This is a genomic window from Amycolatopsis sp. lyj-23 (genome assembly GCF_046549135.1).
GTDB lineage: Bacteria > Actinomycetota > Actinomycetes > Mycobacteriales > Pseudonocardiaceae > Amycolatopsis.
On the sequence record NZ_JAJPWN010000006.1, the window covers coordinates 1 to 18,046 of the forward strand.

Annotated in this window: 16 protein-coding genes; 12 read left to right on the forward strand and 4 right to left on the reverse strand. The window is 68.8% G+C overall.

Annotation, left to right across the window (positions count from 1 at the left end):
* Positions 1 to 5: 5 nt before the first annotated feature.
* From ACLJPY_RS15855 to ACLJPY_RS15880, 6 genes are all read left to right on the forward strand, one after another.
* Positions 6 to 887: a hypothetical protein gene (locus tag ACLJPY_RS15855; RefSeq protein WP_410589908.1), complete on the forward strand. Its 882-nt coding sequence runs from the start codon at positions 6 to 8 to the stop codon at positions 885 to 887.
* A gap of 25 nt (positions 888 to 912) precedes the next feature.
* Entirely contained in the window at positions 913 to 1,653 is a 741-nt protein-coding gene (locus tag ACLJPY_RS15860) for a recombinase family protein (protein ID WP_410589238.1), read from the forward strand.
* A complete protein-coding gene (locus ACLJPY_RS15865; RefSeq protein WP_157376799.1) occupies positions 1,653 to 1,808 on the forward strand; it encodes a hypothetical protein in 156 nt (51 codons plus the stop codon). Before ACLJPY_RS15860 ends, ACLJPY_RS15865 begins: the two co-directional genes overlap by 1 nt.
* A gap of 278 nt (positions 1,809 to 2,086) precedes the next feature.
* Complete coding sequence (locus ACLJPY_RS15870; RefSeq protein ID WP_169524045.1) at positions 2,087 to 2,272, forward strand: excisionase family DNA-binding protein; 186 nt, start codon at positions 2,087 to 2,089, stop codon at positions 2,270 to 2,272.
* Positions 2,273 to 2,341: 69 nt separating this feature from the next.
* Entirely contained in the window at positions 2,342 to 3,559 is a 1,218-nt protein-coding gene (gene xerC, locus ACLJPY_RS15875) for a tyrosine recombinase XerC (protein ID WP_410589240.1), read from the forward strand.
* Between the two features lie 762 nt (positions 3,560 to 4,321).
* Positions 4,322 to 4,873, forward strand: a complete 552-nt coding sequence (locus tag ACLJPY_RS15880; protein ID WP_410589242.1) for a hypothetical protein — start codon at positions 4,322 to 4,324, stop codon at positions 4,871 to 4,873.
* A gap of 107 nt (positions 4,874 to 4,980) precedes the next feature.
* Here ACLJPY_RS15880 and ACLJPY_RS15885 read toward each other — a convergent pair whose 3' ends face one another.
* Complete coding sequence (locus ACLJPY_RS15885) at positions 4,981 to 5,901, reverse strand: NADP-dependent oxidoreductase (RefSeq protein WP_410589243.1); 921 nt, start codon at positions 5,899 to 5,901, stop codon at positions 4,981 to 4,983.
* Positions 5,902 to 6,005: 104 nt separating this feature from the next.
* Here ACLJPY_RS15885 and ACLJPY_RS15890 point away from each other — a divergent pair, with 104 nt between their 5' ends.
* A complete protein-coding gene (locus ACLJPY_RS15890; RefSeq protein ID WP_410589245.1) occupies positions 6,006 to 6,932 on the forward strand; it encodes an AraC family transcriptional regulator in 927 nt (308 codons plus the stop codon).
* A 273-nt stretch (positions 6,933 to 7,205) separates the two neighbouring features.
* Here ACLJPY_RS15890 and ACLJPY_RS15895 read toward each other — a convergent pair whose 3' ends face one another.
* The 3 genes from ACLJPY_RS15895 to ACLJPY_RS15905 all read right to left on the reverse strand — a co-directional run bounded on the left by ACLJPY_RS15895 (position 7,206) and on the right by ACLJPY_RS15905 (position 10,111).
* A complete protein-coding gene (locus tag ACLJPY_RS15895) occupies positions 7,206 to 8,363 on the reverse strand; it encodes a hypothetical protein (RefSeq protein WP_410589246.1) in 1,158 nt (385 codons plus the stop codon).
* Complete coding sequence (locus ACLJPY_RS15900) at positions 8,356 to 8,898, reverse strand: DUF4365 domain-containing protein (RefSeq protein ID WP_410589248.1); 543 nt, start codon at positions 8,896 to 8,898, stop codon at positions 8,356 to 8,358. The genes ACLJPY_RS15895 and ACLJPY_RS15900 overlap by 8 nt, the downstream gene beginning before the upstream one ends.
* Positions 8,899 to 9,088: 190 nt before the next feature.
* Entirely contained in the window at positions 9,089 to 10,111 is a 1,023-nt protein-coding gene (locus ACLJPY_RS15905) for a LacI family DNA-binding transcriptional regulator (protein ID WP_410589250.1), read from the reverse strand.
* Between the two features lie 171 nt (positions 10,112 to 10,282).
* On the opposite strand from ACLJPY_RS15905, the gene ACLJPY_RS15910 reads away from it, so the two are divergent.
* Genes ACLJPY_RS15910 through ACLJPY_RS15930 form a run of 5 tightly spaced genes read left to right on the forward strand, consistent with a single transcriptional unit; the run spans position 10,283 to position 18,039 of the window.
* The gene (locus tag ACLJPY_RS15910) at positions 10,283 to 11,929 is read left to right on the forward strand and encodes a glycoside hydrolase family 13 protein (protein ID WP_410589252.1); all 1,647 of its coding nucleotides are present in this window, start codon (positions 10,283 to 10,285) and stop codon (positions 11,927 to 11,929) included.
* Between the two features lie 19 nt (positions 11,930 to 11,948).
* Complete coding sequence (locus ACLJPY_RS15915; protein ID WP_410589254.1) at positions 11,949 to 13,304, forward strand: ABC transporter substrate-binding protein; 1,356 nt, start codon at positions 11,949 to 11,951, stop codon at positions 13,302 to 13,304.
* Complete coding sequence (locus ACLJPY_RS15920; protein WP_410589255.1) at positions 13,301 to 14,257, forward strand: carbohydrate ABC transporter permease; 957 nt, start codon at positions 13,301 to 13,303, stop codon at positions 14,255 to 14,257. The genes ACLJPY_RS15915 and ACLJPY_RS15920 overlap by 4 nt, the downstream gene beginning before the upstream one ends.
* Entirely contained in the window at positions 14,254 to 15,114 is an 861-nt protein-coding gene (locus tag ACLJPY_RS15925) for a carbohydrate ABC transporter permease (RefSeq protein WP_410589257.1), read from the forward strand. Before ACLJPY_RS15920 ends, ACLJPY_RS15925 begins: the two co-directional genes overlap by 4 nt.
* A 60-nt stretch (positions 15,115 to 15,174) precedes the next feature.
* Positions 15,175 to 18,039: a CBM35 domain-containing protein gene (locus tag ACLJPY_RS15930; RefSeq protein ID WP_410589259.1), complete on the forward strand. Its 2,865-nt coding sequence runs from the start codon at positions 15,175 to 15,177 to the stop codon at positions 18,037 to 18,039.
* The last annotated feature ends 7 nt before the right edge of the window (positions 18,040 to 18,046 follow it).

The window sequence follows — 18,046 nt, forward strand, 5'->3', positions numbered from 1 at the left end:
AGGAGATCACGAAGGCGGCAATCGTCACTCCCGCATCCAAGCACGCCTCCGGCGGCTCACCGGGAGCCACCCTGACCTCGACCAGCATCGCTCGCTGTCTCGTGAGACATCTGAAGCTGGGGAACGGAGGCTTCACGGAGTTGTCGATGCACGGCCGGTGGCGCATCGACGAACGCGGCTACGTCGCGGCGCTTCGCCGCTACGCCATCGAGATCAGCCACCTCGAATGGGCCGCACCAATGGACCACATGACGGAATCCCGTGTCTTGGCACGCACCGGTGCGACGGTGCGCGTCCACCAGAACCGCACGGTTGCCAACTACCTGCGGCTGCGGGACCTCGCGCCCGAGCTGCCGATCATCCCTGTGCTGCAAGGCCAGTCCATCGCGGACTACAACCGGTGCGCGGATCTCTATGAACGACACGACGTCGATCTCGCCGCGTTGCCGCTGGTCGGTGTGGGCAGTGTGTGCCGACGTCAGCACACCGCAGAAGTGGAGCAGATCATGCGGTCGCTGTCGGCTCGTGGATACCGCTTGCACGCATTCGGGGCAAAGGTTCTGGGGCTGGGGCGCTACGCCGACGCGATCTCGAGCAGCGACTCGGCATCGTGGAGTTTCCGCGGGCGATATGTCCCCGGCTGCTCGCCCAGCCACCGCAGCGAATCCAACTGCCTGCGCTTCGCGCTGGGTTGGCATACCCGGCTTCTGACCTCATTGCGCGCTGAAGAACCTGGCTACCGGCCCGATCGCGGGCCGACTTCCGCGCGCGGCAAGAGACCGCGAGCAAGTAGCCAAAGGACCGGGCGCACCCGGCCTGGCTCGCAGCGCCCGCGCCAAGCCGGCGCGCGTGCGGCCGCTCGCACGCAGATCTTGCGCGCCTCGTAGGCCTTCACGGAATCGGAGAATCGCCATGCCTTCAGACAACACCGCGCGGGAAGAGTCCGGCGACCGTATTCCGCACTGGGCTGCGACCGTCGGCCGCCAGACCTTCGGGACAGCGCCTCGCCGCGATGGGCGCCCGGCTGTTCGGTTCGGCGACAGAGCCGAACAACGGCGAGGCCACACCGTCGTGGCGCGTGCGGCGGCACGTCTTGCGCGACTACCACGCCGCGAACCTCGCAGCAGCGCGCTCCGCGTCCGAGGAATTGGTGCGCGCCGGTTTCAACAGCGGAGACGTGCCCTACGGCTACCGCGCCCGGCGGGTCCGGGTCAATCCGGAAGGCCGAAGGCCGCGCTGGCGCACCCGGCTGCTGATCGAACCGGTCGAAGCCTCCACGGTACGGATGATCTTCGTGTGGAGGGCGAAGGACGCTTGTCCACTCCAGAGATCCGTCGCCGACTCACCGCGTCCCGCTACCCCGCGCCGTTGGACCCCGAGACGGGCGAGCCCGGCGTATGGACGGTGGCGATGGTGCGGGCCATCCTCCGCGACCCAAAGTACCTCGGCCGACAGGTCTGGGGACGCACCCACCACGGAAAACCGACTCCACGAACTGCCTGGATCTGGTCGGAGGCGTGGGCGCACCCGCCGCCCGTAACCGCCGAAGAGTTCGCCTCCGCCGACCGACGCTCGTGGCATGTCCCGTCCTCGGTCAAAACCAAAGACGACCCGGCGAATGCGCTGCCATCCGATCACCGGCAGGCGGCGTGATGGCCGCGAACCACCACCCGGACGGATTGACGATCGACGTCATCACCGACCTGCAGCGTGAAGTCAACGACGAACTCCGACGGGAGGGCTATCCCGTTCAGCAGCCAGAGCCTCGTGGCAGTCCGGCCAACCCCGGCCCGCAGGCGCCGGGATGACAACTCCTCACCAACGGGTGACTTGCCGTGGCCGGTGCTGCGTCACGGCCGCCCCGGGATGCGATCCGATCGGAGGCAGGACCGGCGTCGGTACGTCGCAGCGCCACGACCGGTCCACAGATGGTTTCTGCGGACCGCAGGCGACCGTCAGCGCGCCGATCGCGACCACGCGGGACCCTGCGCCCCGCCGCAACCAGGCAACACCGACAGGGGCGGCCCAAGAGCGCGCCAGGAATCCAACAGCGAAGCTCCATTTCAAGCCCGTAAGGACAACGAAGATGACCGAGTCACTGCCACGACGAGCATGGACGCCCAAGGAAGTAGCCGCGCAGCTGGGAATTCCTTACGAGACCGTGCTTGACCTGATCCACAAGAAGAAGCTCGGCGCCGTCACAGCCGGACGCTACTACCTGATTCCCGATTTTGAAATAGAAAATTTCCTGCGCACACAAGAGTTGCCCTAACATCGATTGCGCAAATCGAATGCGGAATAGCCGCAATCACCTCATCTTTCCAGCGACGGAGTCGGCATCATGGGGCGACCAGCAACACCGGTAGGCACATACGGCGTCATCAACGTCGAGCAGTTGCCTCCGACCCGAGCTGGCAAGGTGCGTCATCGCGCGAGCGCCTACTTCAGGATGGCAGACGGATCGCTTCGCCTCGTTCGCCGGCAGGCGCCCACGAAAGGGCAGGCAACGACCCGCCTGAAAGAAGCGCTACGCGAACTGGCAACCGAAACCCAGGACGGCGACATCGAAAAAGACACACGTTTTTACCATGTGGTTGAACTGTGGCTCGAAGAGATCGCCCAGGAGGCAGAATTGGGCAACCTGTCCCCCACCACCGTCAGCCTGTACCGGCGAGCCCTCAAGAACTGGGCGCTCCCCTCACTCGGCCAACTGCGATGCCGCGAAGTCCTCGTCACCCGATGCGACAAGGTCGTCAAGAAGGCACGCGCCAAGGCGAGCTATGACACCGCCAAGACCGTCAAGGCAGCCCTCTCGGGCGCCTGCGACTATGCCGTGCGCCACGGCGGCATGGATGCGAACCCCATTCGCTCGGTCGGGCGCATGTCACGGGGCAAGCAGAAGGAAGTCGTGACGTTGTCCGCCCCGCAGCGCGCCGACCTTCTGGCGAAGCTGCGCGCCTACGCGCCGACGCGGCAAGTCGACGCCCGCGGACGATCGCTGGGGGCACGCGGCCGGATCTGGCTCGATCTGCCGGATCTCATGGAGGCCATGCTGTCGAGCGGAGCGCGGATCGGGGAGGTACTCGCCATCCTCGGACCTGACGTCGAGCCGGCGGCGCCCACCGTCGCGGTGACTCACCACGTCGTCCGCGTACCCGGCGCCGGGCTCGATAGGCGCGAGCTTCCTAAGGGGAACGTCGGTGGCCTGCTGCTTGCGGTACCGCAGTGGTCGGTGCCCATGTGGCAACGACGCAAAGAAGCCGCCGGCAACAACGCCCTGTTCGCCTCGTTCACCGGCGAGCTCCTCGACCCCTCGAACGTGATCAACCGCCTGACCGAGGCAGCGACCGCGGTCGGCTACAAGTGGGTCACCAGCCACGTGTTCAGGAAGACGGTCGGCACCGTGCTCGACGAAGCCGACCTACCCATCACAGCGATTGCCGACCAGCTCGGCAACACCCCAGCAGTCGCGGAGCGTCACTACCGGAAGCAGCGGGTAGCCAACTTGGGGAACGCCGACGCGTTGGAGGCGATGATGCCCGCAGCAGCGGCGCCCTGACAGAGTTCCCAATTACGTCCCCGGCAAGAGCGCGGCCACCGAGGGCCGCATTGGTGGATGCAGAGTGCACCGTCATGGCAGATGAGGAAGGGCCGGTCGAGGTAGTCGCATTCGTCGGTCTCGGGCTGATGCTCGGCGTACCAGGCAGCGGCATCGGCGATTGATCCTGACTTCCAGAGTAGGTCGGCCGGGCACGCTCGGCGCGGGCGCCGGCAAGTTCGAATCCGCCACCGACACCTGGCCGGCGGACTCGGGCCCGCCATCTGGAGTTTGTCGCCAGTGAAACCCCGGCATGCCGATCTTCCGTGCGGCGGTGAGCACGCCGTTCATCTGACCGGCTGCGGTCCGTGGACCACTCGAACTGCCGCCCGAGCTTCCTGTGCGCCACGTCGTTCTCCATCTGATGCGTCCACAACCGCCGGTTCTGTTCTGGTCATGCAATCCCTGGCGGTGACGTGGGAGGTAACAACCGGTCGAGCGGCGTGCCACAACTACTCGTTGTGTTACTACGGTGATTGGGTGGACCTCGACGCGGTACGGACCTTCCTCACGATCTCGTCAGAAGGACAGTTCCAAAGCGCAGCCGACGAGATGGGCGTCACCCAGCAGGCCCGTCTCTAAGCGCATCGGCGCCCTTCAGCGCGAGCTCGGCGTGGTTCTCCTCGCTCGCGGACCCGAGGCGCCACGCTGACGGTCGACGACCAGGCGTTCCTGCCACACGCCCGCGAGTTGGTACAGGCTGCGGACCGTGCCCTCGCCTCGGTGATGCCCGGACACCGGGCGCTGCGAGTCGACGTCCGGAACCGGCGGACCGCGTCGGCGACGCTCCTGCACGTCTTCGATCGGCAACGCCGCGGGCTCGCCCTGGACGTCGTCGCGTTGCCCGACCTCAACCTCGAGGCGGCGCTCGCCGTGGTCGCGGGCGGTGCCGTGGACGCCACGTCCCGCGGTCTGACCGACCCGAGGGGGCAACTCTCCGGCACGGGGCTCTCCAGCGCCCTGGTCATCGAGGACCGTCACGAGCTGCTGGTCGGCCCGATGCACCAGCTTGCCGATGCGTCCTCAGTGACCCCTCGTCAGCTCGCCGACCATCCGATCTGGCTGCCGGGGCTTCCCAGCGGGGACGAGGTCGCGGCCTACTACGACGAGTTCGCCGCCCCATTCGGGATCACGATCGACGTCCTGGGTCCTGCGTTCGGGGCCGACGTGCTGGTGACCGCGATCGCCGGTCGTTTTGCGGCCCCTGCGGGTGATGGAGATGCTGCGGCCGGACGCCCGGGTAACGGGCGGAGATCCGGCGTAGGCATTGAGTAAACGGGCATCAGCGAGGCGTGCACGATCGCCGATCTCGGCCCGGGACGCGCGTCCCGGGCGAGATCAGCTCCGCCAGGGAAGCTGGTGATGGCGGACTCGGCGAATTCTCAAGGGATGAGCACGATCTTGCCGCGCGTGTGCCGGCGCATCAGCTCGCGATAGGCCTCGCGGACCTCGGCGAGCGGGTAGGTGGCGGCGATCGGGACCTCGAGATCGCCCGCCGCGACCAGCTTCACGAGTTCGGTCAGCACCTCGACGGTCGCGGAGCCGGTCATGCCCTCGGCCTTGACCCCGGTCCGCGCCGCGCCGGCGAAGTCGATGATGGTGTTGATCCGGTCCTTCGCCACGCCGAGCTCCAGCGCCAGGTCGAGGTAGCCGTCTCCGAAGTTGTCGACGAACGCGTCGACCCCCTCCGGCGCCACCTCGCGGATCCGATCCAGCACGCCGTCGCCGTAAGCCACCGGGATCACGCCGTGCTCGCGCAGCCAGGCGTGATTGGACTCGCCCGCCAGCCCGACGACGGTGGCTCCGGCGTGGCGCAGCAACTGGACGGTCAGCGTGCCGACCCCGCCGGCGGCACCCGCGACGACGATCGTGTCGCCCGGACCGGCCCCGACGGCCCGCACGTTCGCGTGCGCGGTGGTGCCCGCGACGAACAGCGAGCCGCCGGCCTCCCACGGCACGGCCGGGTCTCGCGGCACGAGCTGCCCGGCGGGGACGACGACCAGCTCGGCGTGGCTGGCCCGGGTGTCCACCCAGCCGATCACTTCGTCACCGGCCGACCAGCTGTGCACCCCGTCGCCGACCTCTTCCACCACCCCGGCCAGGTCGCTGCCCTCACCGGACGGGAACGCCGCGGGCCACCGCTCGTGCAGCGCGCCGATCCGGATGGTGTTCTCCCCGGGGTTGATCCCCGCGGCCCGCACGCGCACCAGCACCTCGCCGGCCGCCGGTACCGGTCTGGGTACCTCCCGAACCTCCAGCACGTCGATGTCGCCGTAGTTGTCGAACCGCACTGCCTGGGGCATGTCGCCCCTCCTTCCGCGCTCCCTGTTCCGGCAACCAGCAAACCGAAGCCGGAAGGCATGATCCATGCTGGAATCGCGCGAAAAAATATGCGATCGTCTCATGCGTGGACGTTCTGACCGACTTGTTGCAGCGCTCGCGGGCTCGCGGTGCCGCGTTCTCGCACTCGACGGCGCGCGGAGCATGGGGCGTCGAGTTCCCCACGGGCGCCAAGCTCGCGATCCACGGCATCCTCGGCGGCGAGGCGTTCGCGTGGACCGGCGACCCCGGCCGGTCCCGCCGGGTGCTGCCCGGCGACGTCGTCCTCATCCGCGGCCCGGTCCGGCAGTACATGGCCCACACGCCGGGCGCCGACGTGGTTCCCTTCGCCTACGAGCGCTGCGCCACCACGGCGGGAGGTGCGCGGCGGATGAAGTTCGGCGACGAGTCGGGTGACCCGACCACGTTCTTCTGCGGCGCGTACACCTTCGAAGGCGAACTCTGCGCCGGGCTGCTCTCCGGGCTACCGGACCTGACCGTGGTGCGCCCGCACGCCGGATCGAGCCTCCGCGCGATCCTCGACGTGTTCTCCGCCGAGATCCTCCGCGACGCACCGGGCCAGCAGGCGCTGCTGGACAGCCTGCTCGACGTCGTCCTCGTCCAGGCGCTGCGCGAACAGCTCACCACCGACGTGCAGGCCGCACCCGCGTGGTTCCGCGCAATGCACGATCCGGCGGTCGGAGCCGCATTGCGCGCCGTGCACGAAACCCCGGCCCGCGCCTGGACGGTCGCCGACCTCGCCGTCGAAGCGAACCTGTCACGCGCAACGTTCGCGCGCCGGTTCACCTCACTGCTCGGCGTGGCCCCGCTGACCTACGTCACCGACTGGCGCATGGCGCTGGCGCGCGAGCAACTGCGAGAAGGCGACGCGAGCCTGGCCGCGATCGCGCATTCCCTGGGATACGCCTCGGAGTTCTCCTTCGCCGCCGCCTTCAAGCGCCACCACGGCACCCCGCCCGGCCGCTGGCGAACGTCCAAGGCGATCGCGGGGTGAGCCGAAGTGCTGTGGAGCCGGACCGCTCCCGGCTTCTCCTACGAATACATGCCCGCATGACGCGACATCCCATTTGCGTCATGGCCGTCCTCAGCGCCCGGTTCAGCGTCTACCTCGACCACGCCCCGGACGAACTCAAGATTCGCCATCCTGAAACCGGGTCTGGGCAACGAACGCGCACCAGGCCGGGCACCCTACTTCCTCAGCTCCGTCCCCTTCCCCACTGCACCGCCGCGAACCCGGATCCGCCACCGGCTGTTTGCGATCAGAGCATCAAGACGCCGATCCTGGCAACATCAGCTCGTCGAGCGGCTGGAACCTCACGGGGTCATCGACGATGCCCGGCTTGCCCGGCGCGCGGCGGATGAGCCCTTCCACCAGAACGGCCCGGCCGGCGTTATGCCATTCCCAGGCCGCCCGGTAGGTGTCGAGAGGGAGCCTGACTCTGACCTCCGACGTGCGGCCCCGCCGGATGGTCGATACCGCGATCTCCCCGAACGGGTCGTCCGGGTTCTCGTGCCGGAACTGAACGATGGTCCCCGAGAAGACCTGTTTCGAGGGCGCCTTCTGCTGCCGAAGCCTGTCGGCGACGAACTGAACGAGGTCACCGGCCTCCGCGGTGATCGAGACTTTCCGCGGCATCGTGTCCGGCCCGGGGACCACCGGAGCCCAATCGACGCTCGTCTCGAATTCGCCGATCGCCGTTTCGTTGAGGACGTTCGCGAGCGCCGTGCAGAACTCCCGGCTGACTCCCCGATACACCAGCTCGTGGATGTCGTCGGCACCCGGCATGACACCGGGCTCCACGACCAGGTCGTGCACCGCCTGCATCGACTGAGCGAACGTCCGGACGACACGACGCTCGAACGGCTCCGGCGCAGCATTGTGCAGGACGGGCTCTTCCTGCGCGTCGTACAACGTCGGCTGCTTCGGATCGGGTTCTTCGGGCTCCGGCACCCGCACGAGTACGGGAATGATGAACGAACCACGCTCAGTGTGCCCCATGAACGCCTCGCGGATCACCTCATCCCCGATCCGCGAGTAGCTGCCGGCGATCTGCGCCCGTTCCCATCGGGCCGTCGTGGCGGTCGCACGCAGCATCTTCCGGGCCGAGCCGAGAAGTTTCGTCGCGGTCTCGAGCGGGATCTTGTCGATGATCCGGTAGTCGTTGACCGCGCGGAGGCTGGTGACGTCGAATCGGACGTTGCGCACTGCATCAGCGGTGGCCTTCGGGGGACGTCGCTCCGCCCGAGCCAGTCTGTTCAGCACTGAGCCGATCGACACAGCGTCCGGATCGTGCGGCACACCGATCCGGTGCTCGTCTTTCAGCCACAATGTTCCGCCCTGGCCGGGCGGGTTGGCGACCCACCCGCGCGTCTTGAGGTAGCTGAGCAGGTCAGGCAGCGCCGGGAGAAGGACAGTGTCAGGCAACCACCCCGCCTCCTCTCGCGCCGTCGAAGCTAGCCTCGACCTCGCGCGACCACAACCGCAACGTTTCCGCCGTCAAGCGCTGCGTCTTGGGAACTTTGATGTTCCGGCCATCCGGCAACGTATCGACGCGGACCCAGAAGGCGGCCGCGCGATGGAGGGTTGCCTCGTCCTGGTGATGCAGCCAGGACGTCTGGTCGTCCGGGTCGACGATCACCAGGACGAAGTAGACCGGAACGCCGGAACGCTTCCAATGCTGGCGCCAAGCCTCGTCAATCGGCCAAGTCGCCGTCGAGCCACCCCTGAGCCTGAACTGCCCGGTGCACTTGACCTGGACGCGCGCGGCGGCGATTTCGAATTCGACACACCCATCGACAGCGAGCACGTCTTCGTCCGGGCTGGTCTCTTGAAAACCGACGCCAGCCTGGCTGCACACCGCACGTACATAGGCCACGCCGAACCGTGACTTGGACCGGTTCGCGTCCAACGTGGCGACGCTGGTCCACCGGCCGCTTTCCCCACCCACCATGATCGCCATCGTCGGTCATCGCCGGCACGTTGGATAGACGTCGTTGGCGTGAACCCTCACCGGTAGTACGTCCATTTGGCGCAGCGCGAGCCGGCGATCGAAACGACCGGCAAACCCATTCGTCCGGCGATGTCTCCGAACCCGTCGATCAAACTCTGCTGTGCGGGTGCGTGGGACTTCCCGAGGTAAGGACTGCTCACTATTGCGCCGAGGTGACCGGTGCGGTCGACTCGCGCTGGACGAGGGAGACGTCGATCGTCACCGGTTGCTCCGGCCGCTCGCCCCGCTCGATCGAGCCCAGCAGGATCGATACCGCCGTCGATGCCTTCCGTGCGATGTCCTGCGACACCGTCGTCAACTTCGGGGTGACGTAGTCGCACAGGTCCAGGTTGTCGAAGCCGACCACCGAGACGTCCTCCGGGACCCGTGCCCCCGCCTCGGTCAGGCCGTGGACGATGCCGACCGCGAGGATGTCCGCCGTCGCGAACACCGCCGTCAGGGCGTGGCGCTCCCGCAGAACCACCCCCAGCTCGTGGCCTTCCGCGTACGTCGTGTTGACCGTCTCCACCAGGTCCGGACGCGACACCCCGGCGTCGACGAAAGCCTGGCAGAAGCCCTCGAAGCGTTCGTGGACCACGCCGACACCGCTGAACGCCGGGCCGGCGAACAAGATCCGGCGGTGGCCGAGGTTCAGCAGATGCTTTGCCGCGAGCCAGGCGCCCGCGAAGTCGTCGGAGCGCGGGCCCGTCGTCAGGCGGTTCGCCGAGTAGCTGTCGATCGCGACCACGTGGACCGCGCCGATCGTCTTCTTGGTCAGCTTGCCGACCTCCTCGTCGAGGAAGCCCAGCAGGATCGCGCCATCGAGGCTCCACGACCGCAGGGCCTCGGCGACCTCATCCGGGTGGGCCACCCCGCGCAGCAGCAGGTGATAGCCGTACTTGCGCAGCTCGCGCTCGATCAGCCCGACGATCGCCATCGTGTGCGGGCTGATCATCAGGCTGTCCTCGTCGGCGGCCGGCACCAGCAGGCCGACCAGCCGGGACGCCTGGGTCGCGAGGCTGCGGGCCGACGCGCTCGGGACGTACCCGAGCTCATCCGCGATGCGCTGGACCTTCTCGATGGTGCTCGGCGAGACGCGCGCGCGGTTGCCGTTCATCACGTTCGACACGGTCATCATGCTCACGCCCGCATGCTCGGCGACCTCCCGCAGCGTGACGCGCACCCTCGGTCTCCTCTCGCTCACCCGGGCCCCAGGTTACGGGACCGGCCGTTGACAAGCGGCCGGGCACGACATTACCGTCTCTCGAAGTATAGCGCTAAACCTAATCCCTGCGGACACTGCACCGTACCCTTCGCCGCGCTCCGGAAACCGTTGAGCCAGAACGGGAGTCCCGTGACCACCGACCTCTCGACCAGCCCGCTGACCGCACCCGCCGACCAGGCGGCACCGTGGTGGCGCGGCGCGGTCATCTACCAGATCTACCCCCGCAGTTTCGCCGACGGCAACGGCGACGGCACCGGTGATCTCGCCGGCGTCCGCGCTCGCCTGCCCTACCTCAAGAGCCTCGGCGTGGACGCCATCTGGTTCACGCCCTGGTACTCGTCCCCGCTGGCCGACGGCGGTTACGACGTCGCCGACTACCGCGTCATCGACCCGGCCTTCGGCACCCTCGACGAGGCTGAGCAGCTGATCGCCGAGGCGGCCGCGCTGGGCATCAAGACCATTGTGGACATCGTTCCCAACCACGTCTCGGACCAGCACGAGTGGTTCCGTGCCGCACTGGCGGCCGGACCTGGATCGCCGGAGCGCCAGCGGTTCTGGTTCCGCCCGGGCCGCGGCGAGCACGGCGAGCTGCCGCCGACGGACTGGGAGTCCAGCTTCTCCGGCGGCACCTGGACCCGCACCACGAACCCGGACGGCACCCCCGGCGACTGGTATCTGCACCTGTTCGCGCCCGAGCAGCCGGACCTCAACTGGAACCACCCGGACGTCCGCGCCGAGCACGAGCGCGTGCTGCGGTTCTGGTTCGACCGGGGCGTCGCGGGCATCCGCATCGACTCCGCGACCATGCCGGTCAAGGACCCCGCGCTGCCCAACGAGGTGACGCCGGAGGCGCACCCGTTCGTCGACCGCGACGAGATCCACGACATCTACCGCGGCTGGCGGGCCGTCGCCGACTCCTACGCCGAGCCGCGCGTGCTGGTCGGCGAGGTCTGGCTGGCCGACCCGCACCGCTTCGCCCGCTACCTGCGCACCGACGAGATGCACACGGCGTTCAACTTCGACTTCATGATGCGGCCGTGGGACGCCGGTGAGCTGCGCACCGCGATCGTGTCCACGTTGGACGCCCACGGCCCGGTCGGCGCGCCGCCGACGTGGGTGCTGTCCAACCACGACGTCACCCGCGCGGCCACTCGCTACGGGCGTGAGGACAGCTCGTTCGGGTTCGTCGCCCGCGCCTTCGGCATTCCCACCGACCTGGCGAAGGCTCAACGGCGAGCCCGTGCGGCCGCGCTGCTGTCGGCGGCCCTGCCGGGTTCGCTGTACGTCTACCAGGGTGACGAGCTGGGCTTGCCCGAGGTCGAGGACCTCCCCCTGGACGTGCTCCAGGACCCGATGCACTTCCGCTCCGGCGGCACCGACCCCGGCCGCGACGGCTGCCGCGTCCCGCTGCCCTGGACGTCCGACGCGGCCAGCGCGTTCGGCTTCGGCGGAACCCCGTGGCTGCCCCAGCCGACGAACTGGGGTGACTACTCGGTCGAGCGGCAGGACGGCGATCCCCGGTCGATGCTGACGCTCTACCGCACCATGATCGCGCTGCGCCGGTCCGAGCCCGCGCTGCGTGGCGAGGAGTTCGCCTGGGCGGACGAAGACGCCGCCGACGTCCTCGCCTTCCGCCGGGGCGACGACCTGCTCTGCCTGGTCAACTTCGGCGAATCCCCGATCGACCTGCCCGCCCACCTCGAAGTCCTGCTCGCCAGCGACGAGCTGACCGGCTCCCAGTTGCCCACCGACACAGCCGTCTGGCTGCGAGTCTGAAACCCCGCCAGGAGTGACGATGAAGTCCTCGAAGATCGCTGCGGTGTGCGTGAGCGCCGCCGTCGCGCTGACCGCCTGTTCCGGCACCGGCGACACCACGACCGCCGACGGCAAGACCGTCGTGAAGGTGTCCATCGAACCCGGTCTCGACCAGGGTGCGGTCGCCGCGTTCAACGCCCGGGTCACGCAGTTCGAGACCGCGAACCCGACAATCGACCTGGTCCCGCAGGAGTTCAAGTGGGACGCGACGACGTTCACCGCCCAGCTGGCGGGCGGCACGCTCCCCGACGTCATCACGATGCCCTTCACCGACGGCCGCGGCCTGATCGAACGCCGTCAGCTCGCCGACATCAGCGGCCTGGTCGACGGGCTGCCGTACGCGAAGAAGTTCAACCCCGAAGTCGCGAAGGCCGGCTCGGCCGCCGACGGCAAGATGTGGGCCGTCCCGATCGCCGCGCACGGCCAGGCCCTGCACTACAACCGGACGCTCTTCAAGCAGGCCGGCCTCGACCCGGACAAGCCGCCGGCCACCTGGGACGAGATCCGCGCGGACGCCAAGCAGATCGCGCAGAAGACCGGCCAGGCCGGCTACGCCCAGCTGACCACGGACAACACCGGCGGCTGGATCCTCACCACGCTCGACTACGCCTTCGGCGGCCGCACCGAACAGCTCTCCGGCGACAAGGCGACGGCCACGCTGAACACCCCGCAGATGACCCGCGCGCTGCAAACCATCCACACCATGCGCTGGGACGACAACAGCATGGGCGCCAACTTCCTCTACGACTGGAACGGCATCAACCAGGACTTCGCCGCCGGCCGGATCGGGATGTACGTCTCCGGCGGCGGCAACTACGGCTCGCTGAAGGCGCAGAACGCGATCAAGGCGGACGACTACGGCGTGACGGCCCTCCCCCTGGATGGCGCGAACGCCGGTGTCCTTGGCGGCGGCACGCTCGCGGGCGTCAACGCGAAGGCGAACGACGCGGTGAAGGCCGCGGCCGTGAAGTGGATCGACTTCTACTACCTGCAGAAGCAGGCCGACCAGGCCGCCGCGGTCGCCGACGCGAAGACGACGGCCGACTCCGGGGAGGCCGTCGGCTCGCCCGAGCTGCCGGTGTTCGACAAGGCGACCTACGACCAGCGGATGAGCTGGATCGCGCAGTACGTCAACGTACCGGTGAAGCAGATGACGCCGTACACGGACAAGATGTTCGGCCAGCCGCTGATCCCCGAACCGACGCGGTCGACGCAGCAGGTCTACGGCCTGCTCGACCCGGTCGCCCAGAAGGTCCTGACCGACCGCGGCGCGGACATCCCCGCGCTGCTGGCCGACGCGCAGACGCAGGCCCAGGCGTTGCTGGACAAGCGGTGACGCTCACGGCGGCCCGGCCGGCGACGGTGACCCCGCGCCCGGCCCGGGCCCGCCGCCGGCGCACCCCGCTCACGTGGGTGCGCGGCGGCGGCCTCGGCGCGGCGCTGTTCCTCCTGCCGATGCTGGTGGTATTCGGGCTGTTCTCGTGGCGGCCGATCGGCCAGGCCGTCGTGATGAGCTTCCAGCAGACCAACCTCGTTTCCGACCCGGTGTTCGTCGGGCTGGACAACTACCAGGCCGTGCTCAGCGACCCGCAACTGTGGAACGCCGTCGGCAACACACTCTGGTTCGCCGTGCTCGCGCTGCTGCTCGGCTACCCGATCCCGCTGGTCGCAGCGGTGCTGATGAGCGAGGTCCGGCGGGCAAAGGGCCTCTACAGCGCGCTGGCCTACCTGCCGGTGGTGATCCCGCCGGTGGTGGCCGTGCTGCTGTGGAAGTTCTTCTACGACGCGAGCCCGAACGGGGTGTTCAACACCGTGCTCGGCGCCGTCGGGATCAGCCCGGCGCCGTGGCTGCAGTCAGCGTCGACGGCGATGTTTTCGCTGGTCGCGGAGGCGACGTGGGCGGCGGCGGGCGCGACGATCATCATCTACCTCGCCGCGCTGACCAGCGTCCCGCCCGAGCAGTACGAGGCCGCCGAGATCGACGGCGCGTCGGTCTGGGGCAAGGTCTGGCACGTCACGCTGCCGCACCTGCGCGGGGTCCTGCTGATCACGTTCATCCTGCAGATTGTCGGCACGGCCCAGGTGTTCCTCGAGCCGTTCCTGTTCACCGGCGGCGGCCCGGCGCACTCGACGACCACGATCCTGCTGCTCGTCTACAGCTACGCCTTCGCCGACAGCCTCGGCGGCGACTACGGCGCGGCGACCGCGTTGAGCGTCCTGCTCGCCCTGGTCCTGGGCCTGTTCTCCGCGGTGTACTTCCGCCTCACCCGGTCCTGGAGCAAGTCATGACGCGCGCCCTGCTCTCGCCGTCGGACTGGCGGCGGCCCGCCGTCCGCCGCACGACCCGCACGCTGCACGCGCTCCTGCTCGCGGCGCTGTTCCTGGCCGGCCTGGGTCCGATGCTGTGGCTCGCGAAGGCGGCCGTGACTCCGACGCAGGACACGCTGCGTGACCCGCTCGCCCTGTGGCCGCACGGGATCGACTTCGCCAACCTCTCGACAGCGTGGACCCGCGTGCAGATCGACAAGTACTTCCTCAACACCGTGTGGGTCGCCGCCGGGTCGTGGCTGGTGCAGCTGATCGTCGCGACGACGGCCGGGTTCGCGCTGTCGGTACTGCGACCGCGCTACCGGCGGGTGCTCACCGGGGTCGTCCTGACGACGCTGTTCGTGCCGGCGATCGTGCTGCTGGTGCCGCTTTACCTGTCCATGGTGGACTTCTCGCTGATCAACTCGTTCTGGGCGGTCTGGCTGCCCTCGGGCGCCAGCGCGTTCAACATCCTCCTGGTGCAACGGTTCTTCGACAACCTTCCCCGTGAGGTGTTCGAAGCCGCCCGGGTCGACGGCGCCGGGCCACTGAGGTTGTTCTGGTCGGTCGTGCTGCCGATGTCGCGCCCGATCCTCGGCGTCGTCTCGGTGTTCGCGATCGTGGCCGCCTGGAAGGACTTCCTGTGGCCGATGCTGGTGCTGCCCGACCCGGCGGTCCAGCCCCTTTCGGTCCGGCTGCCGGCGTTGCAGAAGTTCGTCGAGCTGGACGTCTTCCTCGCTGCCCTGGCCATTTCGACGGTCATTCCCGTCGTGCTGTTCCTCGTGTTCCAGCGGATGTTCCTGCGCGGCAACGCGCTCGGCGGAGCCGTCAAAGGCTGACCGCCGCGAAGTCCCACGGACGCAATGACGCGTCCGGAATTCCGGTTGGGAGAAAATCAGATGTCCCCGTCCCCATCCCACCGCGGCCGCGTCCTGGCCGTCGCGGTGCTCACTTTCACCGCCCTCCTGCCCACCGTCCCGGCGCACGCCGCGACCACCCGCCTGGAAGCCGAGAAGGCCACACTGTCCGGCGGCGCTGCCGTCGAGACCGACCATCCGGGGTACAGCGGTACCGGGTTCGTTGGCGGCTACACCGACAGCCACCGTGGCACCGCACGGACCACGTTCGCCGTCACGGCCGCCTCGGCGGGTTCGTACACCCTCGCCCTCGGCTACGCGAACGGCACCGGGTCGCCCCGGACCCTCACCCTCACCGTGGACTCCGGAGCCGCACAGCAGGTCTCGCTGCCCCCCACGGCGACCTGGGACAACTGGGGGTCGGCGAGCGTGGCCGTCACCCTCGGCTCGGGCGCGCACAACGTGTCCTACTCCTTCGGCTCGGCAGACAGCGGCAACGTCAACCTCGACCGCCTCGATGTCACGCCGTCCGCGACCGGGCAGGCGGGCCCGCTGTTCGAAGCCGAAAACGCGGCACTGTCCGGCGGCGCCACCGTCGAAACCGACCACCCCGGCTACAGCGGGACGGGGTTCGTCGGCGGGTACACCGACGGGAACAAAGGCGCGGCGCGGACATCGTTCGCGGTCAAGGTGACGACCGCCGGGCCTCAGTCGCTGGCCCTCCGGTACGCCAACGGCACGGGGAGCGTCATGACGCTCTCGCTCTACGTCGACAACGTCCGCCAGCGGCAGCTGTCGCTACCCGCGTCGGCGAACTGGGACACCTGGACGTCGGCGACCGAGTCCGTGACGCTGACCGCAGGCGACCACACGGTAGCGTACGCGTTCGACAGCACCGATTCCGGCAACGTGAACCTCGACAGCCTCACCGTGACACCTTCGGTGCCCGCGGGCCCGGGCGAGGCGGAGGCGGCGTTCCTCTCCGGCGGCGCGACCGTCGGCACCGCGACCGCGGGATACAGCGGGCCGGGTTACGTCACGGGCTTCGCAGTTCCCGGCGCACGGCTCGTCCGCACCTTCGCGATGGCCGCGGCGGGCACGGCGACCGCAACGATCCGCTTCGCGAACTCGGGCACCCTCGCAGTGTCGGCGAACGGCCGCGACGCCGGAACCGCGTCCTTCCCGTCAGGCACGGGCTGGCGGACGGCCACAGTGTCGGTACCGGTCCGCGCCGGCGTCAACACACTGCAGCTGGCCGGCACCGGCAGCGACGTTTTGGTCGACAGCGTCGTCCTCGCGAACGAAACCGCTTTGGCGGCGCGGGGCGCGACGACGCCGTACACCGAGTACGAGGCCGAAGCCGGGCCCACCACCGGGACCGTGCTCACGGCCGGCCGGGCCTTCCACACGGTTCAGGCCGAATCGAGCGGGCGCCGCGCGGTGCGGCTGGGCGCTACCGGGCAGTCCGTGAGCTTCACCCTGGCGAAGCCCGCGAACGCCGTCACCGTGCGGTTCTCCATCCCGGACACCGCCGATGGTGCGGGGCAGACGGCGCCCCTGGCGCTTTACGCGAACGGCACCAAGGTCCGAGACCTGACCCTGACCTCCAACTACAGCTGGATCTACGGCTCGTATCCGTACACGAACGTGCCGTCGCAGGGCAGCCCGCACCGATTCTACGACGAGACGCGCGCGCTGATCGGCGACTGGCCCGCGGGCACGGTGCTCAAGCTGCAGAAAGACGCCTCGAGCACAGCCGCGTACTACGATATCGACCTGCTCGACGCCGAACAGGCGCCGGCCGCGGCAACAGCTCCCGCGGAGGCGCTGTCGATCACGTCGTACGGCGCCGTCCCGAACAACGGCTCGGACGCGACCGCGGCCATCAACACCGCGATCGCGGCGGGCGCGGCTCAGCACAAGCCGGTGTGGATCCCGGCCGGGACGTTCCGGATCACAGCGAAGATCAACGGCGCGGGTGTCAAAGTCTACGGCGCCGGGCCGTGGTACTCGGTCATCCAGGGCACCGGTCCCCGAGGGGGCTTCTTCGGCACGGGCGGCAACGTGACCCTGGCCGACTTCGCGATCTTCGGTGACGTCCGGGTCCGCGACGACAACGGCTCGGACGGCGCGCTGGACGGCAACTTCGGGTCCGGGTCACTGGTCCAGAACCTGTGGATCGAGCACACCAAGGTCGGGCTGTGGGCCGACTCCGGCACCAACGGCCTCTACGTGGTCGGAACCCGGATCCGCGACACGTTCGCCGACGGCGTCAACATCCACGCCAACGTGGCCAATGTGCGAGTCGACCAGTCCACGGTCCGCAACACCGGTGACGACGGGCTGGCGATGTTCTCCGAAGGCAGCGCCGTCACCGGCAGCGCGTACACGTTCAACACGGTCCAGGCACCGGCGCTGGCCAACGGCATCGGCATCTTCGGCGGTACCGGCAACCGCGTCGAGGACAACATCGTCGCAGACACCGTGACCGCAGGCTCGGGCATCACGGTCGGCACCCGCTTCAACCCGGTACCGCTGTCCGGCACGACGTCGATCCGGCGCAACACACTCCTGCGTACCGGCGGCTTCGAGGACAACTGGAACTCGGCGATCGGCGCACTCTGGATCTACGCCGACTCGGCACCCATCGCGGCGCCGATCGTCGTGGAGGATCTGACAGTGTCGGACAGCACGTACCAAGGTGTCCTGCTGAGCTTCCAGAAGTCGATCACGCAGCTGAGCTTCGACCGCGTGACGATTGCCGGAGCCGGTACGTACGGCATCGAAACGAACGCCACGGGCAGTGCCTCGATCGCACACACGACAGTGACGGGCGCGGCAGCCGGCGGTCTGCTGAATGACGGTGGCTACACGCTGGTGCGAGGTGCCGGCAACTCCGGCTTCTGAAAGCGGG